We start from the raw sequence: 21,657 nt of genomic DNA on the forward strand, positions 1-21,657 counted from the left end.
GGATGAGTGGAAGGATGGAATGTCAATGTCTGCACCGTACAAAAAAGTATTCTGGGCGGCTGGCTTCGGCTGGATGTTCGATGCGATGGACGTCGCTCTGCTGTCCTTTATTATGGTAGCGCTCCGTCAGGAATGGGGATTGTCTGGAGAAGAGGCGGGCTTGTTGGGAACGGGCAATCTCGTCGGGATGGCGATCGGGGCGATGGCGGGCGGATATCTGGCCGACAAACTTGGCCGCAAACCCGTGTTTTTGCTCACTCTGGTGCTGTTTGGCCTCGCCAGTCTGGCCAGCGCCTTTGCCACGGGTTTCATCGCCATGCTGCTCTTGCGCTTCGTAATGGGACTGGGGCTGGGAGCTGAGCTGCCGGTTGCTTCCACGCTGGTCAATGAATTCGCGCCTGCGGAAAAGCGCGGCCGAACGGTGGTGCTATTGGAAAGTTTCTGGGCGGTCGGATGGATTATCGCCGCAGTCATTGCGTATTTTATTATCCCCGAGTACGGCTGGCGCGTCGCTGTGCTGTTGGGGGCAGCTCCGATCCTCTACGCTTTGCTCATCCGCAAAAATATTCCCGAGTCGCCTGCTTTCAAGCCCAGTACAGAGCGCGTCCCGCTGGAAAAGCTGCTGACCTCGCACAAGCGGGAGACGATCACGCTGTGGTCGGTCTGGTTTGCCATCGCCTTTTCGTACTACGGGATGTTTTTGTGGATGCCGTCGGTGCTGGTAGACAAAGGCTTTACGATGATCCAGAGCTTCCAGTACGTGCTGATTATGACGCTGGCCCAGCTTCCCGGCTATTTCCTGGCCGCCTACCTGGTGGAGAAGTGGGGAAGAAAGCAGACGCTTGCCTCCTTTTTGTTTATGACAGGGATCATGGCGTACGCTTTTGGGGAAAGCAGCGGGACAGGGACTCTGCTGGTGACGGGCGCGCTGCTTTCTTTCTTCAATCTGGGGGCATGGGGGGCGCTCTACGCGTATACGCCGGAAAACTATCCGACGCCGCTGCGCGCCACCGGCTCGGGATTTGCCTCTGCGGCAGGCCGGATCGGCAGCATCATCGCACCGTATCTGGTCGGATACTACTCCAGCCATCAGTACGGCTACGGCTTTATCTTCGGCCTGTTTACCGTGGTGCTCTTGCTAGGCACAGCGGTCCTGCTGTTCTACGGCAGGGAGACCAAGGAGGAAAAGGGACCGGTCTTGAACTGACAGCGCTCATTTTTTTGCAGAAACAGGCGCAGTTTTGTACAGCGCAAGGATCGCTGCGGCCGTCTGCCTGATTTGCGTCTGCAATTCCTCCGGTTCCAGCACCTGAATTTGTGCGCCGTAGCCGAGCGCGATTTCACACGCCGAGTCGAGTGTCTCAAACTGAACCTCTGCGACCACCCAGCCGTTTTGCTCCGGCTGGGTCGTTTTGATTTGCAGGAAACGCTCCTGCCTCAGCCGGGGGAGGATTTCTGCTGCCGCACGGATGTGCGCGGGATAGCGGGGCAGCGTGGACTTGAACTGTGCCATCGAGGTTTCCCAGTAATCAGCCAGGTCAAAATCAGCAGGACGCTGGAAGGTTTCCGGAGAGACTCTGGCATCCTCCAGCCGGGATATTCTGTAGGTGCGCAACTCTCCCTCTGCCTGCGCGACGAGATACCAGATGCTTCGTTTTGCGACCAGGCCAAGCGGATGGACGATTCGTTTTACGACCGCATCCTCTCGCCGGTAGGAGATGGACAGCTTGCGCTCCTGCCAGATCGCTTCCTGGACCGTCGGCAAATAAGGAACCGATTCGCCGGATTGATGCCAGCCTGCACCGTCGATATGGATGCGTTCCCGGACGTACTCGGCGTCTTTGCGCAGCGGATCGGGCGTAGAGGCGACCAGCTTCTGGAAGGCGTCTTCGAAGTTGGCGCCCAGGCCCAGATCCTGCAATACGCTCGTCGGAGCGGCAAGCAGCAGCGATTTGATCTCTTCTGCTTTCAGACCGGTCAGATTGGTCCGATACCCTTCTGCCAGCGACCATCCGCCGCCGCTTCCCCGTTCGGCGTATACTGGCACGCCAGCCATGCTCAACGCCTCCATGTCCCGGTGGATCGTCCTCTCCGAGACCTCGAGCCTCTCCGCCAGTTCCTTTGACGTCATGCGTCCCCGGTTTTGCAAAATAAGCAAGATCGAGATGAGACGATCAGCCCGCACGAGTACCACTCCTCCTTATTCATTTCTGAAATCGCTTTTTGCTGTTATGACCAGTATATCCGCTTACTATGACAGGTGCTGTCATATTTTCAGGCTGCAATTCACACAATGGGCTGGTGTGCCATAGGCTGATGGTAGCTGTTGGCATGGAGGTGATGGCGTGATTCGCCCGGGCAATGTGCCTGATAGCTTCGGCGCTTTGGTCTTTGTCGGACTCGGCTTCCTGGTCTTGCGGGAGGCGCATCGGCTGCAAGCCTACGCTTCCTCTGTTTACGTGGGCGACCATACATTTCCGGGGATTGTAGGAATGGTGCTCGTCGTCTTGGGCGCACTGCTGCTGCTCCAGTCCTGGAGAGGCAAGGGGAGAGCAGAAGCGGCAGCCCGCCCTGCCGGTGCGGCGCCGAGCCGTATGCGTCTGTTTCTTTGTCTCGCTGTGCTCTTTTTGTATGCGGCCCTGATTGCGCTGGCAGGCTACGTGCTGGCGACGTTTGCGACCAGCGTGGCGCTGTTTCGCCTGATCGGCGGCTATCGTTGGCCCGTTTCCCTTTTGTACGCTGCTGTGCTGACTGCATGTCAGTACATACTGTTCATTTACTGGCTGCAAATCCCATTATCCAACGGTTCGCTGTTTTGAGGGGGGAGGCTGCATATGGAAACAGTTCATTTGCTTCTGTCCGGTTTTGCCTCGGCGCTTTCCCTGGAAAATTTGTTGATGGCTGCGCTCGGTGCCCTGATCGGCACCTTCGTCGGCGTACTGCCTGGACTCGGTCCGACTTCGGCGATCGCCATCCTGCTGCCGGTGACAGCGGTACTCGAGCCGACCCAAGGCATTATCATGCTGGCCGGCATTTACTACGGCGCGATGTACGGCGGGTCGACAACGGCGATTTTGCTCAATATTCCGGGTGAACTGTCCTCCGTTCCGACCTGTCTGGACGGCTACCCGATGGCGAAGCAGGGGAGGGGCGGACCGGCGCTTGGCATCTCCGCCATCGCCTCGTTTGCAGCAGGCATACTCGGGGTGGTCGGTCTCGCCCTGTTTGCCCCGATCCTCGCTGATCAGGCGCTCAAGTTCGGGCCGCCGGAATACTTTGCGCTGATGATCCTGGCCCTCACCTTGATGGTCAGCCTGTCGGGTGGCTCGTTGATCAAGTCGCTGCTGATGGGGGCATTCGGCTACACGCTGGCGATGGTTGGACTCGGCCCGTCTTCGGGGATGCCGCGGTTTGATTTCGGCTTTGCCCCCCTGGTCGGAGGTTTGGACATGATCAGCATCATCATCGGGCTTTTTGCCATAACGGAAGTGCTGAAGGGGATTGCGGAGAGACGGCTGCATACGGCGGTCGGCAAGCCGGGCAGCGTCTACCCGGGGAAAGAGGACTTGAAAAAAAGCGCCGGTCCCACACTGCGCGGCGGATTGATCGGTTTTTTCCTCGGGCTGTTGCCAGGCTGCTCGGCAGCGGTGACGTCGTTTCTCGCCTACGATGTGGAGAAAAAGGTATCCCGGCGCCCCGAGAACTTCGGCAAAGGCGAAATCGCCGGCGTAGCGGCCCCGGAAGCGGCGAACAATGCGACGTCCAGCGCCGGATTTATTCCGCTGTTCTCGCTGGGTATTCCGTCTTCGCCGCCTTTGGCGATCTTGCTCGCCGGGTTTATGATCTACGGGCTCACGCCGGGACCGGTGCTGTTTGAACAGAACGCTTCCTTTGTCTGGACGGTCATCGCCTCGATGTTTATCGGCAATGCGATGCTGCTTGTGCTCAATTTGCCGATGGTCTGGTTTTGGGTAAAGCTGACGAGAGTACCGTACGGCATCATGGCTCCGATCATTTTGATGTTTTGCACGATTGGCGCGTACAGCGTGCGCAACAGCATGTTTGACGTACTGGTCGCCTTTGTTTTTGGCGGAATCGGTTTTTTGTTCAACAAATACAAATGGCCTGTGGTGCCGATGATTTTGTGTTTTATTCTGGGGCCACTGCTGGAAGAATCGTTTATTCAGAGCATGGCGATGGGTTCAGGGAATTTGTCGCTGGTCGTGACGCGTCCGATCTCGCTGACGATCCTGCTCGTAGCTGCAGCGCTGCTGATTGTCTCCACGCTGCTGAACAAACGGACGCAGGCGCGGGTACGGGAAGAAAAGCGGCGCCGGGGGCTGGACATAGCATAGAGAGAAAGTCATAAGGAGGAATTTGCGTTGAATGGGTATCGGAGATGGGGAAAGCTGCTGCTGTCCCTGGGGCTTGCCGTCACGGCCAGCGCCTGCGGAGCGGGTGGAGCCGGTGAGAGCACAGGCGAGGTGCCAGCGTATCCGGAGCGACAAATTGAATACGTCGTGCCGTATTCGGCCGGGGGCGGCGTCGATCTGGTCGCGCGGGCTGCTGCTGACTACTTGAGCAAGGAGTGGGGGCAGCCGATCCTCGTCGTCAACAAGCCGGGCGGAGGCGGCGCGATCGGTGCCGAGTACGCCCTGAAGCAAGCCAAAAACGACGGCTATACCGCGCTTGCCGTCAATGTCTCGAACACGACGATGCTGACCGCCGGGATGGAAAATCCCCCGGTCGCCAATGAAGATCAAATCTACACGGCACGGATCGGAAAGGGGCAGCTCGCCTTTGCGGTCAAAGCTGACGCGCCGTGGAACGATTTTGCCGAGTTTTCCCAATGGGTGAAGGAGAATCCCGAGGAGCTGACCTGGACGTCTGTCGGGCCTGCCGGGTTTTCCGCCTTTGGCGTAGCCGAATGGCTGGACGCCATCGACGCCGACTTTTCCAAGACGAGAATGATCGTGACCAAGGGAGGCTCCGATTCTTTGCCCAAAGTGGCGGGCGGACACGCTGTACTGGCCGTTCATATGGTCGGCGAAGTCATGCCCATGCTGCAGGCGGGCAAGATCAAGGTGCTGGCTGTGTCGGGCTCTGCGCGCAGTCCGTTTTTGCCAGACGTGCCGACGACGGAGGAGATGGGCATCGAAGGGCTCTCTGTGTTCTGGTGGACGGGAGTTTCCTTTGCCCAGGGCACGCCTGCCCACATCATCCGCCAATGGGAAGAGGGTATCGCCAAGATGCAGAACGATCCGGCTTTCATCAAGCATCTGGAGACGATCCAGGTAGAGCCGGACTACGCGGACAGCGCCACGTTCACCCAGGACGTCATCGAGGAGACGGCGTACTATACCGAGCTGGCGACGAAAAGCGGCATTCGCAAGTAAGCAAAAGGCAGTCGGGAGGAAAGCCTGCCCGGCTGCTCTTTTATATGGAGAAAAAGGAATTTTGTAGGATGAAAACGAACACATAGGGTACTGGATGAAGACGTGAAAGCAGGTGCAGAGCATGTGGATACAGATAGCTGTCATTTCACCAGAGGATTTTGCCGGACGCATTACAGCCTATGCCGAAACATCCGGCAACAAGCGTTTTTCTACCTATTATTACAGACATCCCCGGGAGTCCGGCAGCATCGTGGAGCAAATCGAGGATTGTGACGTGCTGTTGTTTGCCGGTCCGCTGCCCTATTATTTCGCGCGCGAGCTGTCCGCTGCGAGACGGATCCCATCTGTCTACATCCCCTCGGACGAGTATTCGCTCACCTTGACGCTTGGGGCTATTTATTTGCATCGCAGCGAGGGCCTGCAGCGGCTGTCCGTCGATATTCCGCACAAGGACTACATCCGGCGGGCGGCAGAGGAGTTGCAGCTCGATACGTCCCGCTGGCAAATACGCGACTACAGCGTCATCGTGGATGGAGAAGGAACGGAGTTTGATCTGGACGCTCTGCTCAGCTTTCACCGGAGCAACTACGAAAGCGGCCGCAGCAACCTGGTTTTGACCAGTGTCGATTACGTATACGAACAGCTTCGGGAGGATGGCATACCTTGTGTGAACCTGCTGGTGCCGGAAAAAAGCATCCGCGAGACGGTCGCCAAAGCTGCCTCGCTCGGGCAGATGCTGATCAGTGAAAATGCGCAAATCGCCATCGGTCTGGCCGCGATTGAACAGCGTGGAAAAGAGGGACCAGCAGCCGCGCCGGAAGCCTCGATTGCCTTGCAGCAAAGGCTGCTCGAACTGGGCAAGGAGGCCGATGCTTCCGTGCAGCAACTCGGGTTGGACCAGTACATCATGTACGGAACACGGGGCAGCGTCGAGCACATGACGCATAACTTCCAGCACATGCCCGCAGTCGGCGACATCTCCTCGTTGTACGATGTGACGATCAGCATGGGGTTTGGCTTCGGGCTGACAGCCAGAGAGGCGGAGAGCAACGCCCGCATCGCCCTGTTCTCGGCCCGCCAGCAAAAGGAGGAGAGCAGCGCGTTTCTCGTCACCCATGAAAAAGAGGTGATCGGCCCGCTCGGTGCCAGAGCCAAAGCGTATCACCTGAAAAGCGAAAACCAGGGACTGCTGGAGATCGCCGAACAGACCGCAATCAGCATCGCGACGATCAACAAACTGCTCTCCTTCGTCCGGCTGCGGCGGGATAACCGCTTTACTGCCACCGATCTCGCGGAATACTTGCAAGTCAGCCGGCGCAGCGCGGAGCGGATTTTGAAGAAACTGGCGGATAAACATGCAGCTTCACGCGTAGGCGAGGAACAGCCGTACCAGCAGGGGCGACCGCGTGCCGTCTATCAAATTCATTTCTAGTTTGCGCCTTGACGGAGGATTCAAAATTCCGTATATTTATCGATAATTGACGACAGAATAGCGACAATTGTCGTTAAATTGATGAAAGAGGTGGAAGCAAATGGCGTCGAGAGTCCCTCATGTATTCGTGATTTTGTTCTCGGTCATTTTGCTGGCTGCGCTTGCGACGTATATCGTGACTCCTGGTGAGTATGATCGCGCTGCGGATGCAAACGGCAGGATGATTGCGGTTGATGGGAGCTATCATCCTGTCGAGGCTGAAAACATTGGCTTTATGAGTGTGTTTGAATCGATTTATACGGGAATGGTCGCGGCATCTGACATCATTTTTTACATTTTTGTCGTAGGCGGCTCATTCGGGATTTTGCTTTCCACCAATGTTGTACAAGGCGCCGTAGGGAGTATTTCGCAGAAAATGGAAGGGCGAGAAAAGCTGATTATCCCTGTGCTGATGATCTTTTTTGCCCTGAGCGGTGCGATGCTCGGTCTGGCAGAAGAAACGATCGCGTACATCACGATCCTGATTCCGCTCATGCTGCGTCTCGGATTTGACTCGATGACGGGAGCCGCGATTGTGCTGGTCGGTACATCGGTCGGCTTTACGACTGCGTTTATGAATCCTTTTACGGTCGGGGTAGCGCAAGGCATCGCGGAGCTGCCACTGTTCTCCGGGATGGGCTTTCGGATTATCATGTGGGCAGTGTTTCTTGTAATCAGCATCTGGTACGTGATGCGCTATGCGAGCAAGATCAAGAAAAACCCCGAGGCGAGTCACACCTTTGAGAGCGATCGCGCCTTGAAGGATGCGGAAAACGGGGAACAGCAGGTAGCGAGCTTGTCCGGCAGACAAAAGCTGGTTTTGTTCATCCTGCTTGCGGCGATCGTGATGCTGGCTGTCGGCGTGACCCAGTGGGGCTGGTACCTGAAGGAAATTGCCGGACTTTTCTTGCTGATGGGCATACTGGCGGGGATCGCCGGGAAGCTGTCGTTTAACCAGATTGCCGAATCGTTTATCGAAGGCTGCCGCACGATCGTCATGGGGGCGCTGGTCGTCGGGGTAGCGCGAGGAATCCTCGTCATTTTGGAAGACGGCAAGATTCTGGATACGATCCTCTACGGCCTCGCCAACGCGGTCGGGACGCTCCCGGCTGCATTGACGGCGATCGGCATGTACATCGTCCAGGCATTGGCGAACTTCATTATTCCATCGGGAAGCGGACAGGCTGCGGTTACGATGCCGATTATGGCTCCGCTCGGCGACCTCGTCGGTGTGACGCGGCAGACAGCCGTTCTTGCATTCCAGCTGGGCGACGGGATCTCCAATATTTTCACGCCTACGTCCGGCTATTTCATGGCGGGCCTTGCCCTGGCAGGAATCTCCTGGATCAAATGGGTCAAGTGGATTTGGCCGTTGATTCTCATTCACTACACGCTGGGTGCGGTTTTTGTCACGATCGCCCACATCATCGGCTACCAGTAAGGCAAAACGGCTGACAACGGGAGAATACGAGTATGAAGATTGCGTCTATCACGCTGTACGGGTTGCGGCTTCCCCTCATACGTCCGTTTATCGTGGCGTATGAGACCTACGCGGACATGCCGACGATTCTCGTGAAAATGGAGACGGATGAAGGGATTGCCGGATACGGAGAAGCGACTCCGGACCAGCATGTGACAGGGGAGACATGGGAGGGGACGTTCAGTCTCCTGCTGCACCAGTTGGCTCCGGCAGTCATCGGAGAGAATCCGTTTCAGATCGAGCGGATTCACGAAAAAATGGCGACGACGGTCTACGCAGCGCCGAGTGCCAAGGCGGCCATCGACATTGCGTGCTACGATGTGATGGGCAAAGCGGCGGGGCAGCCCGTCTACAACCTGCTGGGCGGACGCTACCACGACAAGCTGTCTGTACCGTATGTGGTAAGTATTCTCGAACCTGCCGTCATGGCCGAGGAGGCGCTCCAGGCGGTGAAAGCAGGGTATCGTTCGATCAAGATCAAGGTGGGTACCGACCCGCACGTCGACGTCGAGCGGATTCGCGCTGTGCGCAGCGCCATTGGCAAGTCGGTGCCGCTGCGCGTCGACGCCAACCAGGGCTGGAGAAACAGAGCCGTCGCCATGTGGGTTTTGGAGCAGGTCAAAGGATGTGACATCGACTGGATCGAGCAGCCCGTGATCGCGGACGATCTGACTGCTCTTGCGGAAATTCGCAGGCAGTCGATCGTTCCGGTCATGGTGGATGAAGGCGTCCACGGCGACCGGGAAATGCGGGAGACGATCGTCCGGCAGGCTGCCGACAAGCTGAACATCAAGCTGATGAAATGCGGGGGCTTGTACCCGGCGTTGAAGCTCGTGGCACAGGCGGAGATGGCGGGAATCGAATGTCAGGTCGGCTCGATGGTGGAGTCTGCTGTCGCGACGGCGGCGGGTGCCCATCTGGCTGTCGCCAAAAAAACGATTCGCTCCAACGAATTGGTCGGTCCGTTGATGTTTTCCCGCGATGTCGCCGCTTTTCCCTATGAGAGCTTGCACATTTGCCTGTCTGAAGCCCCCGGTCTGGGCTTGCAGGTAGAGGAGCAGGCGCTGGCAGCGCTGACCCGGATGACGGAGACGGTCAAGGGCTAGGGACACCCTGGGCTTCAGGAATAAGTACGATAAATGACGGGGCTGCTCCGCTGGGGCGGCCTCGTTTTTTTATGGCGTCTGACAGCGAGTGGTGTGTCCCAGTCGTTCCAGCCGTTTGCTGCACAGAATGTCCGGTTTTTCGGACACTGATGTCTGGCGGGTGTCTTCTTATGTACAGTTCTCATCGGCAAGAACGCAAGCGAGCAGGCGCGAGCCATGACTTCACGCTTTGGTATCTTCCTTGCATCCCATCTCGGCATGGTTCGAGGAAGGAGAGGAACGGCGTGGATATGCAAAATGCAGTTGTCATCGTAACGGGGGGTGCCTCGGGTCTGGGAGAAGCCACCGTCAGGCAGGTGGCTGCGCGTGGGGGCAAGGCAGCGATTCTCGATCTCGCCATGGAACAAGGGCAGGCGCTGGCAAAGGAGTTGGGGCGCGAGCGCGTGATGTACGTACAGACAGATGTGACGAACGAGGGCAGCGTGCAGGCCGCGATCGAGCATGTAGCCGGGAGTTTCGGCACGATTCATGTCGCTGTGAACTGCGCAGGCATCAGCATGGCCCAGAAGACGCTTTCGCGCAACGGGCCGCATCGTCTCGATCACTTCACCAAGGTCGTGTCGGTCAACCTGATCGGCACCTTCAATGTGATTCGCCTGGCAGCCGAACAGATGGCGGGCAACGAGCCAAACGTCCACGGAGAGCGTGGAGTGATCGTCAATACTGCGTCCATTGCCGCTTTTGAAGGACAGGTCGGGCAGGCAGCATACAGTGCATCAAAGGCGGGAATTGTCGGCATGACGCTGCCCGTCGCACGCGATCTGGCCCAGCTCGGAATCCGCGTGATGACGATTGCGCCGGGGCTGTTCGATACGCCGATGTTTGACCAGCTTCCGCGCTTGGCACGGGATGCGCTGGGAGCGATGGTGCCGTTTCCGCAGCGTTTGGGAAAACCCGAGGAGTACGCCATGCTTGCCGCACAAATTGTGGAAAATCCGATGCTGAATGGAGAGACGATTCGCCTGGACGGCGGGATTCGGATGCAGGCGAGATAGCCCTTTCTTTGCGAATAAACGATTGCCCGAAGGTCGGTTGCGCTCGACTGCGGGCAGTCTTTTTTTGTCCGGATACGGATTGTCAGGGATATTCGCAAACCAATAATTGGGAATTAACAAAAAAACCAAACCAGTTCCAATCAATAAAATTATCAAAATCTTTTGTATTGACACCATCATTACGAAAAAATTAAAATAAGAGTACAACTTAAAAACAAACTTTGTTTTCTATATGAAACAAAACGCAATCATTCACATGAATGACAAAAAAGAGGATCAGCAGGTAGGATGTTGCGTTTCTTTTTTTTATTGATTTTTGTAAACATTGTTTCATATACAAAACAATCTGCTTCACAAAATGATCCCTGTATTCAAAAAATGAAAAAGAGGTGATTTCCTATGTTGGGTATTACCCATCTGCGTCACATCAGCCTGTTCAGCCCCGTGTTGAAAGAGCAAGCCGACTTTTATGAAAAGGTGTGGGGTCTCGACAAGCTGCACGAAGACGAGAATAACGTCTACTTCCGCGGTGCAGGCTCGGAAAACCACATTCTGCATCTGCAGCGCGGCGAAAAGCGCGGATTGCATCACATCGCGTTTGGGATGGTTGACAAGCATGCCGTCGATAAAGCGGCTGAAACCTTGAAATCACTGGGTGTTCCGCTCGTACAGGAGCCCGGCTATCTGGACGAGTTCGGAGCGGGCTACGGTCTTCGCTTTCTCGATCCCGAGGGCAGATGCATCGAGCTGTCCTGTTGGGTAGAGATTCACACGACCGACTGGAGCAAGAAAAACGTCGATCCGATCAAGCTCAACCACGTCGTTATGAACACGAAAGACATCGACATGATCACCGATTTTTACACAAAAGTAATCGGTTTCAAAGTAACCGACTGGAGCGAGCATCAAATGGTGTTCCTGCGCTGCAACAAAAACCACCACTCGCTCGCCTTCAACCAGGATGAGCACGCTTCGGTAAACCACATCGCCTACGAAGTGGAGAGCGTGGATGAAGTCATGCGCGGCATCAGCAATGTTCGCAAGGCAGATGTAGAGCCGATGTGGGGACCAGGCCGCCACGGTCCGGGGAACAACATCTTCTGCTACTTCCGCGACCCGGCAGGCTATGTAATGGAGTACACCTGCTACCTGACTACGGTAGAAGACGACGACAAATGGGAAGCGCTCGTGTGGAAACGCGTGCCGCATCTGATGGACCGCTGGGGAACGGCAGGACCGCCGCCGCCAGGAGCGCGCGCTTCGATGAAAGGCGATCCCGACGAAGGCTGGGCCAGCAAACTCGGAAACAAAGGCTGAACCCCCACAACGAGCCAGGGCAGAAGAAGGAGTGTTGAACAAGATGGATCTGGGTCTGAAAAACAAAGTGGCGATCATCATGGGGGGAACCTCTGGTGTCGGACTGAAGACCGCTGAGATGTTTTTGCAGGAAGGCGCGCGCGTCGCCATTTGCGGCCGCGACCAGAAGCGGATGGAAGCAGCCTGTCAGCATTTGCTGCAGTTCGCTCCTGCAGATCAAGTATTCGCACAGACATGTGACGTCACCAGCAAAGAAGATGTGCATCGCTTCATCGACGGCACGGCAGCTCACTTCGGCAGTATCGACGTTTTGGTCAACGCCGCCGGACAGAGCGTGATGGGCTATTTCTTCGACATTACGGACGAACAGTGGCGACAGCAGATTGACCTGAAGTATTTCGCCATCATCTACGCTGTTCACGCCGTCTATCCGCACTTGAAGAAACAGGGCGGTGGCCGGATCATCAACATCAACGCGACCCTGGCAAAGGAGCCGGAACGCCATATGGTCGCAACGGCGGCAACGCGCGCAGGCCTTTTGAACCTGAGCAAAACCCTTTCACAGGAATTGGCGCCAGACAACATTCTCGTCAACTCGGTCAGTCTGGGGCTGATCGCTACCGATCAATGGGAACGCAGACGTTTGAAAAATGCACCGGATATGGACCCGACGGAATACTACAACGATTTGGCAAAAAAACGGAACATACCGATGGGCAGAGTCGGACAGCCGGAAGAGGTAGCAAGCGTCATTTTGTTCCTCGCTTCCGAGCAGGCCAGCTATGTATCGGGGTCTACCATTGAAGTAGCGGGGGCTTTGGGAAAAGCGCTCTAATGGGAGGGGAGTATACCATGACAACGAATGTGCAAATGGAATATACGACAGCGGATGCTGTAGTCGCCGAGCTCGTACGCGCCGGCGTAGAGGTAGTGTTTGGGGTCGTCAGTATTCACAATATGCCGATTTACGATGCGCTGCTGCGCGAGGGAAGCATCCGCATCGTCTGCTCCCGTGGTGAGAGCGGTGCGGCGAACATGGCAGATGGCTACGCGCGTGCGACCGGGAAGCTGGGCGTCGTGATTACGAGTACCGGAAGCGGTGCCGGAAACGCAGCAGGCTCGCTCGTCGAGGCATGGGCTGCCGGCGTGCCGGTCCTGCATCTGACCGGTGAAGTATCCTCCAAGTACCTGGGAACAGGCAGAGGGTATATCCACGAGTGCAAAGACCAGCTTTCGATGATGAAAGGCTGCTGTAAAGAGGCGTACCGTCTGCGCAAGCCTGAACAGGCTGCGTCCGTAGTGCGCCAGGCGATCCAGATGGCGCAGGCAGCTCCGGCTGGCCCGGTCTCTCTGGAAATCCCGATCGATTTCCAATCGGCAATCGTCCCGCAAAGCAAGATCGAAGCAGTGCAAACGGTACAGGCTGCGCACGAGATCGCTCCTGTCATTCCCGCAGAGGTCATCGAGCAGATCGCGGCAGCGCGCCGTCCGGTTATCTGGGCTGGTGGCGGCGTGATTACGTCCGGAGCCTCCGAGGAACTGACCAGACTGGCCGATTTGACCGGCGCGGCTGTCATTACCAGCCAATCCGGCAAAGGCTCGATTCCGGAGGATCATCCGCAGTGTATCGGCCATTTTGCAGCCTATGAAGCAGTCAAGGAACTGTTGAAAAACGCGGATTTGCTGGTTAGTGTAGGCGTTCGCTTCCGCGGCAACGAGACATCCAACTGGAAAGTGACGGCACCGGAAGCGCACATCAGCATCGATGCCGACTACACGGCTTTCAACCGCAACTACGAAGTGACACACGGCCTGCTGGGTGACGCCAAGCCGATCCTGAACGCCATAAACGAAGCGCTGAACGCGCGCGGCAAAGCACCGGAAGCTGCATACGTGGCAGAGGTGAAGGCAGTCCGCGAGCAAGTTCGGGCGACGCTTAGAGCAACTCTCGGACCGTATGAGGCAATTGTCGACGGCATGCGCAAGGTGCTGCCAAAAGACGCGATTCTCGTCCGCGACGTGACCGTGCCCGCCAACGTATGGGGCAGCCGCTTGTTTGAAATCTACGAGCCGCGCACGTCGATCCACGCTTCCGGCGGTGGTATCGGACAAGGTCTGCCGACTGCGCTCGGTGCACAGTTGGGGCAACCGGATCGCGTCGTCGTCCTGATGGCAGGCGATGGCGGCTACATGCTCAACGTCGGCGAAATGCCGGTTGCCGTCCAGGAAAACCTGCCGCTGATCGTACTCTTGTTCGACGACCAAGGATATGGCGTACTGCGCAACATCCAGCAAAACGCTTACGGACGCCAGGTCGCAGTCGATCTCGTCAGCCCGGATTTCGTAATGCTGGCCAAAGCGATGGGCTACGAAGCGAGCCGCATCGGCTCCCCTGACGAACTGGTGCAAGAGCTGGAGACTGCGGTAGCGAAACGGAAACCGACGATGATCGTGGTAGACATGAATGCGGTCGGACCGATGGCCAAGCCGTTTGGTGGCCCTCCGGGAGCAGCCGACGCGTTCAAGCCGAAAAAACTGTAAGGAGGCCGCACCATATGAGCGTATACCCAAGCATTTCCGGCCAATTTCTGATAAATGGCGAGTGGATCAAAGGCGGGAAGGTCACAGATGTGACCAACCCTGCCGACATCAAGGAAGTCGTAGGCCAGGTCGCCTTGTGCAGCAAGGAAGAAGTGGCTCAGGCGATCGATTCAGCTGAGCGGGCGTTCTCTGCCTGGGCCAGCACCCCGGCGGAAACGAGAGCGGCACTGGTAAAACAGGCCTCCGAAAAGCTGGCAGCGATCATCGAAGAGACCGTTCCGCTGTTTGTGCGCGAGAACGGGAAGGTACTGGTCGAAGCGAAAAAAGACATGCTGCGCTGTGTGGAGATTATGAGCAAAGGTGCGGACGCACTGGTCAAATGGTGGCAAACCGAGACGCTCCCTGGAGCGCAAATGGTGCAAATCCGTCGCCGCCCGCGCGGTGTAACGGCTGTCATCTCGCCGTGGAACTCGCCGATGATTCTCACCTTCAAACGCGTCATTCCTGCCGTTTTGGCCGGAAACAGCGTCGTCGTCAAGCCGGCGACAGACTGTCCGCTGACGGTTCTGGAAACACTCAAGGTAGTAGCGGCAGCGCTCCCGCCTGGTGTCATCAATATCGTCACTGGCTCTGGCTCGCTTGTAGGAGAAGTCATCTGCAACGATCCTCGCGTGCGTACGATTGCCTTTACAGGGAGTACGGAAACAGGCAAGCGGATTATGAGCATGTCGTCTGGAACGGTGAAAAAGCTGTACATGGAGCTGGGCGGAAACGATCCGGCACTGATCTTGCCTGATGCCGTCCTCGATGACACCGCGATGCAGCGCATCCGCATGGGAATCTTGCGCGCCGCAGGGCAGGTGTGCTCGGCGATCAAGCGGGTCTACGTGCACGAATCCCGCTACGAAGAGTTTATGGGCAAACTGACCAAGGAATTTCAGCGCATGATCGTCGGCAACGGCATCCAGCCTGACGCGATGATGGGTCCGATCAACAACAAGGCCCAGTTCGACTACGTCGCCGGCCTGATCGAGCGGACCCGACAGTCCGGCGCACATGTAGAGACATTGGGCATCAAGCTGGATGAGGAAACGTGGGAAAACGGTTACTTCATGCTCCCTTCGATCGCGACCGGTGTAACACAGCAAAGCGAACTGGTCCGTGCCGAGCAGTTCGGTCCGGTCATTCCCGTCTTGACGTACAGCGACCTGGACGAAGCGGTCGCGATGGCGAACGACACGGAATTCGGCTTGCGCGCATCCGTTTGGACGGCTGACCAGGCACAGGCGGAGAATCTCGCTGACCGTTTGCAGGCAGGAGCCGTATTCTTCAACAACCACACGATTTTCCAGGATTTGCACTACGACTTCCCTGGCCTGAAAGAAAGCGGTCTGAGCCGGGAAACGGAATGGTGCAGCATCGACTTGTTCGCAGATAAATACGGCTTTGCCAACTAAATGTGAATATTGGGTACCTTTCTCATCCTAGAGGAGAGAGTCAAGACACCAGGAGGCGCAGATAATGCTTAGCAAAAACATGCGATGGGTCTACATCACGATACCGATTTTCTTCTTTTGGTTTTTTGGCCAAATCGACAAGCTGGGAATCTCGGTTATTCAAACCGACCCTGGATTTTTGGCGGACATGGGGCTTACCGGACCTGACAAAAACGCCAAGCTTGGTTTTCTGACCTTTATTTTTACCGTTTCGTACGCTCTGTCCAACTTGTTCTGGGGCGTAATTATCGACAAGCTGGGCGCCCGGAAAACAGCGATGCTGGGCATTAGCGTCTGGGGTTTGACGATGATTATGGCCGGGATGTCTACTTCGTATGAGATGTTCGTCGTATCGAGAATTATCCTCGGGATCGGGGAAGGGATTATGATTCCGATTTCCGGCAAATTTATCGCCAACTGGTTCAATCGCAAGGAGATCGGGAAAGCGCAAGCCTCCTGGATTTCCGGCAACTACCTGGGACCTGCTCTCGGGGCGCTCGTCCTGACGCTTCTGATCGCCAATGTCCACTGGGAGTACGCATTCTACCTGCTGGCGGCATGTAACCTGCTGCTGAACATCCCGATGTTCTACTTCCTGACGCGCGAGAGACCAGAAGAGCATCCGGGCATGAGCAAGGAAGAGATCGCCTACATTCGCCAAAACGACGAGCCTTCCGACGCTCCGAAACAGCGCTTTACCCAGGATTACCGCTATTGGATGGTGTGGGTAGGGATGCTTGCTTCCTCCTTCCTTTTCTTTGGAATCAGCATCTGGCTGCCGACGTATTTGACGCAGGGCAAAGGTTTTGCCGTCGAAGAGATGGCGGGAATCACCTCGCTGTCCTGGCTGTTCGCCTTGTTTTTCGTACTGATTTGCGGATACTTGTCTGACAAGACACAGCGGCCTTCGCTTTTGGCAAGCATGATGTTCGGGATGAGCGCCATTTTCCTGCTGATTGCTTCCAATTCGACCAACCCGATTGTTGCCGGCGTCAGTCTCGGCCTGGCAATGGGCACGCAGGGCGGAGTCTTCCATTTGAGCAATCTGTTTATCGTGAAGTTCTCTACGCCTGAAACGGCTGGCCGCGCAGCGGGGCTGATGGGCTTTACCAACATTCTCGGCGGTTTCGCCAGCTACATCATGGGCTGGATGCGGGATGCGTCCGGCGGAGACTTCGGTCCGTCCATTCTCATGCTGATTGGCGTCGCCCTGATCGGATTTATCGCCTACGTCACGACGCTGAAAAAAGAAGCGTCCGAAGTGAGACTGTACAAGCAAGCCTAGAAAGATCATCGGAAATGGAGTGATCACGTATGAACAAGCCACAAGCGCTGTTGCATGAAATGACGCGTGAAGAGGTCGTTCAACACCTCAACGACACGGTTCGTCCGGAAGAAGGAGCGATTCCTGCCTACATCCTGGCAGACCCCTCCATTTACAAGCTGGAGCACGAAAAGATCTTTATGAAAACCTGGGTCCTCCTGGGACATGAGTCGGAGCTGTCGGAGAAAAACGATTACCTGACCCGCGATCTGGCCGGCTATTCCGTTATCATTACGCGTGGTGCGGACGGGGAACTGCGTGCTTTCTACAACATGTGTACCCACCGCGGGATGAAGCTGTGCCGCGCCGACAAAGGCAACAAGGCGAACTTCGTCTGTCCGTACCACGGCTTCAACTTCCGCAATACCGGAGAACTGATCGGTGTTCCGTTGCAAAACGACATCTACGGCGACGGCATGGACAAATCGAAAATGGGCCTGCACCAGGTGACGATCGCCACCTACAAAGGACTGATCTTTGGAACGTGGAACGACAATCCGCAGCCGCTGGATGAATTCCTGGGCGATTACAAATGGTACCTGGACATCGTCTTCGGACGCACCGAGATGGAAGTCGTCGGCCCTCCGCAAAAGTTCGTCGTACACTCCAACTGGAAGATCGGCTCCGACAACTTCGTCAGCGATTCCTACCACACGATGGTGACGCACGGATCGATCGCAGCGCTCGGGATGGTGCCAAGTGCCACGTACTCCAAAAAAGGGTACCAGGTGTACACGAAAAACGGACACGGCTGCAACATCGGGATGCCAAACCCTGATTTCGCCTTCCCGGAAGAGCTGATGGACGAGTACAAGGCGAACCTGAGCCCTGAGCAGTTCGATCTGATGTCCAACATCAAAAACTTTATCGGTACACTGTTCCCGAACCTGTCCATCCTGATTTCCCACACCAAGGTCAAGGACAAACTGATCTCCAACACGACCATGCGTCTGTGGAAGCCGATCGGTCCGGACAAAATGGAAGTAATGACGTGGTTCCTGGTGGAGAAAAACGCGACCGAAGACTGGAAGCAGCGCTCCCGCGAGGCGTACGTTCTCACCTTCAGTCCATCGGGTATTTTTGAACAGGACGACACAGAGGTGTTCACCGACATCACGGCTGCGGCGACTGGAACGATGCCGTTTACGAAGCAGCTTACCTACAACTACACGATGGGGATGCACCGCGAGCAGGTCAAGGACTTCCCGGGTCCTGGCGTCGTATATCCTGACAAGTTCTCGGAAGCAAGCTCCCGCAACTTTTACCGGTACTGGCTGGACCTGATGAAGTCGTAATCTGCGATCAAGGAGGATGGGCGTAATGAGCATGGAAATGATGCTGGCTACACACGAATTTGAACAATGGCTGTACCGTGAAGCGAATTTGCTGGACGAAATTGATTTTGACGGTTGGTTTGCCCTGCTGCACCCCGAGATCAAATACGTCATGCCTGTGCGCGTGAACAAAGAGGGGATGGAACGCCCTGATTACGCTACGGACATGTTTGCCTTCAACGACGACTACGAGCTGATGAAGCTGCGCGTTGAGCGCTTGAAAACGGACTATGCCTGGGCGGAAATGCCTCCATCCCGGACGCGCCGTTCGGTCAACAACGTGCGGGTGATGGAGTATGTGGCCAACGAGCGGGCAGTTGTCAAAAGCTACCTGCTGTTGTACCGCAGCCGTTCGACGGATATTTTCCACGATCTCGTATCGGGAGAGCGGACCGACGAGTTTCGCTTCGTGGATGGAGAGTGGAAGCTGTCCAAGCGCTTTTTCCTGATCGACCAGACGACGATCAATACGCGCAATCTGGCTATTTTCGTATAGAGAGCTACGTGAGGAGGCAGACAGCAATGGCAGAGCTTACAGGAAAATCGGTCTACGTAACGGGCGGTGCCTCCGGGATCGGCAAGGCAGTGGTGGAGGAGTTCGTCAAACAGGGAGCTGTCGTTACTGTCCTCGACCGTTCAGCAGAAGGACTGCAGGAGCTTGAAGCGCAGTTTGGCGAGAAAATTCGCACGATCGTCGGCGATGTGAGGGTGTACGAAGACCATCAGCGCGCCGTGGAGACGGCTGTAGCCGCATTCGGCAAGCTGGATGTGCTGATCTCCAACGCGGGCGTGTTCGACGCCTTTGCCAAATTTGTCAACGTCACCCCGGAAGCGTTGGCCGATGCGTACGATGTGCTGTTTTCGATCAATGTCAAAGGCTCCTTTTTCGCTGCAAAGGCAGCAGTCGACGAACTGAAAAAGACACAGGGGAACATGATTTTCACCGTGTCCGGAGCAGCCTTCTACCCGGACGGCGGAGGAGTCTGGTACACCGCCAGCAAGCACGCACAGCTCGGTCTGATGAGACAGCTCGCGTTTGAGCTGGCTCCGGATGTGCGTGTCAACGCGGTCGCACCAGGCGGGACGTTGACGGCACTCTCCGTCATCCCTCCGCTGCGCCCCTTTGTCACCGTGGTAGACAATGAAACCAAGGCGAAAAGCATCAAGACGCGCAACCCGCTGCGCATTGCGATGATGCCGGAGGATCATGTCGGCGCCTATGTGTTGCTTGCGTCCAGCAAAGCCTCTGCGATCACGGGAGAAGTCATTTCCAGTGACGGGGGACTTGCCGTGCGCGGACTGAGCTAAAAGGAGTGGACGCACAAATGGATAAAGCATTGCTTGGGACCAGCGAGATCAACCAGATCTGCTTCGTCGTACGCGATATTGAAAAAGCGGCAGAATCGTTCGGAAAACTGCTGGGTGTGCCGAAGCCGGACTGGTTTTTGACAGGCGACAGCTCGATTTCCCAAATCGTCTTCAACGGCCAGCCCACCGGTGCGCGAAATAAACTGATTTTCATCAATACACCGTCTGTTCAGATCGAGCTGATCGAGCCGGACCAAGAGCCTAGCACGATGCGGGAATTTCTCGACACCCAGGGTGAAGGCATCCACCATGTCGCCGTAGATGTAGACGACATGAAAAAGCAACTGGCAGTCCTGGCAGAACACGGCTATCCGGTCGTGCAGACAGGCGAGTTTACTTCCAGCAAGGGGCGCTATGCCTACGTGGACAGTGTCCCTGCGTGCAAGACCATGATCGAGCTTCTTGAGCGTGACGAGCCGCAGGCGATCCCGCCCGCGGCGAAGAAGCCGGAGGGACTCGCACCGCTGCTCGGCTCCGATACCGTATCGCAGATTGCGATCGTCGTCCGCGATCTCGACGCGGCTGCGGAAGCGTACTGCTCGCTATTGGGCGTAGAAAAGCCGACTGTCCTCAAGGAAGGAGCGCCACAGGTGACGCAGGTCGTCTATCGCGGCGAGCCGACAGAGGGCAAATGCCGCTTTATGTTCATCAAGACGCCGCTGATCGAGATCGAACTGATCGAGCCGGGTGATTCGCCCAGCACGTGGAAAGAACATCTGGATACGAAGGGCGAGGGCGTGCATCACATTGCCTTCCATGTCCAAAACCTGGATGAAACGGTAGCCAAGCTGGAAGCGATGGGTTACCCGCTGATCCAGAAAGGGTATTTCTTTACAGGCAATGGAAAGTACGCTTATATGGATACGCTGTCTGAATATCACGTCATCATCGAGCTCCTGGAGAAGTTTGCGAACAACTAAGCTTTGACCGGTATGCTCTTAATTCCTAGGAAAGTGAGGGCAAAACGGTGAAAAATGAAGAAAAGACACGCTACAGCTCAAGCTCCCTCGTGCGAGGACTGGAAATTTTGCGGCTGTTCCGCCCGGAGCAGCCGACGCTCTCGCTCGTGGAGATCGCCAATGAATTGGGCGTCAGCCGTACGACGCCCTTTCGCCTGCTGTTTACCCTGCAGCATCTGGGGTACCTGAAACAAAATGAAAGCACCAAGCGCTACGAGCTGACGCCAAAAGTGCTGGAGCTGGGCTTTGCCTATCTGAGTTCGCAGCCGATCACGGAATTGGCCCGACCGTATCTGGACAGGCTATGCAAGGAAATCGGCGGTTCTGCCCACATCGGCATCCTCGATGACACCTCGGTCGTATACGTTGCGAGCAAGACCGCTCCCAATGTATCCAACATCAATGTATCGATAGGTTCCCGCCTGCCCGCACATGCCACCGCAGTCGGCAAGACGCTGCTCGCATTCCAGCCGAAGGAGAAATGGCAGGAGCTGCTGCTCGTCTCCGACCTGCAGACGTATACCAATGAAACAAAAATTATGATCACCGCTCTGCTCAAGGAGCTCGAGCAGGTGTACCGCCAGGGCTACTCGATCAGCAGCGGCGAATTTCAGGTAGGGATACGCTCGGTTGCCGCACCGATCTTCGATGAGCAGGATCAGTTGATTGCGGCGATCAGCGTAGCTGCTCCCGAGAGCAGCTTGTCGGAAGAGTTTGTAGCCGATTACGTACTGCCTGCGATTCAGGATGCAGCCAGCGAGCTTTCCACCTTTTTCGGCTACAAAAAAGTCAAACAAAGGAGGAGTTAAG

At 56.3% G+C, this 21,657-nt stretch carries 19 protein-coding genes; 18 read left to right on the forward strand and 1 reads right to left on the reverse strand.

What is annotated here, in order from left to right; all coding sequences use genetic code 11:
- The first annotated feature begins 25 nt into the window (after positions 1-25).
- The gene (locus ACAF76_RS03960; protein ID WP_421617528.1) at positions 26-1,207 is read left to right on the forward strand and encodes an MFS transporter; all 1,182 of its coding nucleotides are present in this window, start codon (positions 26-28) and stop codon (positions 1,205-1,207) included.
- Between the two features lie 6 nt (positions 1,208-1,213).
- On the opposite strand, the gene ACAF76_RS03965 is transcribed toward ACAF76_RS03960, so the two are convergent.
- Positions 1,214-2,185 carry a helix-turn-helix transcriptional regulator gene (locus ACAF76_RS03965; protein WP_421617529.1) on the reverse strand — a complete coding sequence of 324 codons (972 nt, stop codon included), beginning with the start codon at positions 2,183-2,185 and terminating at the stop codon, positions 1,214-1,216.
- A gap of 160 nt (positions 2,186-2,345) precedes the next feature.
- On the opposite strand from ACAF76_RS03965, the gene ACAF76_RS03970 reads away from it, so the two are divergent.
- The 17 genes from ACAF76_RS03970 to ACAF76_RS04050 all read left to right on the forward strand — a co-directional run bounded on the left by ACAF76_RS03970 (position 2,346) and on the right by ACAF76_RS04050 (position 21,656).
- Positions 2,346-2,819, forward strand: coding sequence for a tripartite tricarboxylate transporter TctB family protein (locus tag ACAF76_RS03970; protein ID WP_421617530.1), 474 nt, complete (start codon positions 2,346-2,348; stop codon positions 2,817-2,819).
- Between the two features lie 15 nt (positions 2,820-2,834).
- Positions 2,835-4,355: a tripartite tricarboxylate transporter permease gene (locus tag ACAF76_RS03975; RefSeq protein ID WP_421617531.1), complete on the forward strand. Its 1,521-nt coding sequence runs from the start codon at positions 2,835-2,837 to the stop codon at positions 4,353-4,355.
- Between the two features lie 27 nt (positions 4,356-4,382).
- A complete protein-coding gene (locus ACAF76_RS03980) occupies positions 4,383-5,396 on the forward strand; it encodes a tripartite tricarboxylate transporter substrate binding protein (protein WP_421617532.1) in 1,014 nt (337 codons plus the stop codon).
- A gap of 121 nt (positions 5,397-5,517) precedes the next feature.
- Entirely contained in the window at positions 5,518-6,828 is a 1,311-nt protein-coding gene (locus ACAF76_RS03985) for a transcriptional regulator (protein WP_421617533.1), read from the forward strand.
- 100 nt (positions 6,829-6,928) lie between these two features.
- A complete protein-coding gene (locus ACAF76_RS03990) occupies positions 6,929-8,308 on the forward strand; it encodes a YfcC family protein (protein WP_421617534.1) in 1,380 nt (459 codons plus the stop codon).
- 32 nt (positions 8,309-8,340) lie between these two features.
- Positions 8,341-9,453, forward strand: a complete 1,113-nt coding sequence (locus ACAF76_RS03995) for a mandelate racemase/muconate lactonizing enzyme family protein (protein ID WP_421617535.1) — start codon at positions 8,341-8,343, stop codon at positions 9,451-9,453.
- Between the two features lie 284 nt (positions 9,454-9,737).
- On the forward strand, positions 9,738-10,508 hold the full coding sequence (locus ACAF76_RS04000; RefSeq protein WP_421617536.1) for a 3-hydroxyacyl-CoA dehydrogenase: 771 nt from the start codon (positions 9,738-9,740) through the stop codon (positions 10,506-10,508).
- 399 nt (positions 10,509-10,907) lie between these two features.
- A complete protein-coding gene (locus ACAF76_RS04005; RefSeq protein WP_421617537.1) occupies positions 10,908-11,825 on the forward strand; it encodes a VOC family protein in 918 nt (305 codons plus the stop codon).
- A 43-nt stretch (positions 11,826-11,868) separates the two neighbouring features.
- Positions 11,869-12,660 (forward strand): SDR family oxidoreductase, encoded by a 792-nt coding sequence (locus ACAF76_RS04010; protein WP_421617538.1) that lies wholly within the window; start codon positions 11,869-11,871, stop codon positions 12,658-12,660.
- A 17-nt stretch (positions 12,661-12,677) separates the two neighbouring features.
- The gene (locus ACAF76_RS04015; RefSeq protein ID WP_421617539.1) at positions 12,678-14,366 is read left to right on the forward strand and encodes a thiamine pyrophosphate-binding protein; all 1,689 of its coding nucleotides are present in this window, start codon (positions 12,678-12,680) and stop codon (positions 14,364-14,366) included.
- A gap of 14 nt (positions 14,367-14,380) precedes the next feature.
- Entirely contained in the window at positions 14,381-15,823 is a 1,443-nt protein-coding gene (locus ACAF76_RS04020) for an aldehyde dehydrogenase family protein (protein WP_421617540.1), read from the forward strand.
- Positions 15,824-15,887: 64 nt separating this feature from the next.
- Positions 15,888-17,147: an MFS transporter gene (locus tag ACAF76_RS04025; protein ID WP_421617541.1), complete on the forward strand. Its 1,260-nt coding sequence runs from the start codon at positions 15,888-15,890 to the stop codon at positions 17,145-17,147.
- Between the two features lie 29 nt (positions 17,148-17,176).
- The gene (locus ACAF76_RS04030; protein WP_421617542.1) at positions 17,177-18,481 is read left to right on the forward strand and encodes an aromatic ring-hydroxylating dioxygenase subunit alpha; all 1,305 of its coding nucleotides are present in this window, start codon (positions 17,177-17,179) and stop codon (positions 18,479-18,481) included.
- Positions 18,482-18,506: 25 nt separating this feature from the next.
- A complete protein-coding gene (locus ACAF76_RS04035) occupies positions 18,507-19,016 on the forward strand; it encodes an aromatic-ring-hydroxylating dioxygenase subunit beta (protein ID WP_421617543.1) in 510 nt (169 codons plus the stop codon).
- 26 nt (positions 19,017-19,042) lie between these two features.
- On the forward strand, positions 19,043-19,828 hold the full coding sequence (locus tag ACAF76_RS04040; RefSeq protein ID WP_421617544.1) for an SDR family NAD(P)-dependent oxidoreductase: 786 nt from the start codon (positions 19,043-19,045) through the stop codon (positions 19,826-19,828).
- Between the two features lie 17 nt (positions 19,829-19,845).
- On the forward strand, positions 19,846-20,808 hold the full coding sequence (locus ACAF76_RS04045; RefSeq protein WP_421617545.1) for a VOC family protein: 963 nt from the start codon (positions 19,846-19,848) through the stop codon (positions 20,806-20,808).
- Between the two features lie 47 nt (positions 20,809-20,855).
- Positions 20,856-21,656, forward strand: coding sequence for an IclR family transcriptional regulator (locus ACAF76_RS04050; protein ID WP_421617546.1), 801 nt, complete (start codon positions 20,856-20,858; stop codon positions 21,654-21,656).
- Position 21,657: the final 1 nt, after the last annotated feature.

This window comes from Brevibacillus sp. TJ4 (assembly GCF_044627595.2).
GTDB lineage: Bacteria > Bacillota > Bacilli > Brevibacillales > Brevibacillaceae > Brevibacillus.

What these genes read in the sequence shown, in the direction of transcription:
- ACAF76_RS03995 (WP_421617535.1), top strand. Translation starts at nt 8,341, where the DNA reads ATGAAGATTGCGTCTATCACGCTGTACGGGTTGCGGCTTCCCCTCATA.
- ACAF76_RS04040 (WP_421617544.1), top strand. Translation starts at nt 19,043, where the DNA reads ATGGCAGAGCTTACAGGAAAATCGGTCTACGTAACGGGCGGTGCCTCC.
- ACAF76_RS03985 (WP_421617533.1), top strand. Translation starts at nt 5,518, where the DNA reads ATGTGGATACAGATAGCTGTCATTTCACCAGAGGATTTTGCCGGACGC.
- ACAF76_RS04045 (WP_421617545.1), top strand. Translation starts at nt 19,846, where the DNA reads ATGGATAAAGCATTGCTTGGGACCAGCGAGATCAACCAGATCTGCTTC.
- ACAF76_RS03960 (WP_421617528.1), top strand. Translation starts at nt 26, where the DNA reads ATGTCTGCACCGTACAAAAAAGTATTCTGGGCGGCTGGCTTCGGCTGG.
- ACAF76_RS04015 (WP_421617539.1), top strand. Translation starts at nt 12,678, where the DNA reads ATGACAACGAATGTGCAAATGGAATATACGACAGCGGATGCTGTAGTC.
- ACAF76_RS03990 (WP_421617534.1), top strand. Translation starts at nt 6,929, where the DNA reads ATGGCGTCGAGAGTCCCTCATGTATTCGTGATTTTGTTCTCGGTCATT.
- ACAF76_RS04020 (WP_421617540.1), top strand. Translation starts at nt 14,381, where the DNA reads ATGAGCGTATACCCAAGCATTTCCGGCCAATTTCTGATAAATGGCGAG.
- ACAF76_RS04035 (WP_421617543.1), top strand. Translation starts at nt 18,507, where the DNA reads ATGAGCATGGAAATGATGCTGGCTACACACGAATTTGAACAATGGCTG.
- ACAF76_RS04010 (WP_421617538.1), top strand. Translation starts at nt 11,869, where the DNA reads ATGGATCTGGGTCTGAAAAACAAAGTGGCGATCATCATGGGGGGAACC.
- ACAF76_RS04005 (WP_421617537.1), top strand. Translation starts at nt 10,908, where the DNA reads ATGTTGGGTATTACCCATCTGCGTCACATCAGCCTGTTCAGCCCCGTG.
- ACAF76_RS04030 (WP_421617542.1), top strand. Translation starts at nt 17,177, where the DNA reads ATGAACAAGCCACAAGCGCTGTTGCATGAAATGACGCGTGAAGAGGTC.
- ACAF76_RS04025 (WP_421617541.1), top strand. Translation starts at nt 15,888, where the DNA reads ATGCTTAGCAAAAACATGCGATGGGTCTACATCACGATACCGATTTTC.
- ACAF76_RS03975 (WP_421617531.1), top strand. Translation starts at nt 2,835, where the DNA reads ATGGAAACAGTTCATTTGCTTCTGTCCGGTTTTGCCTCGGCGCTTTCC.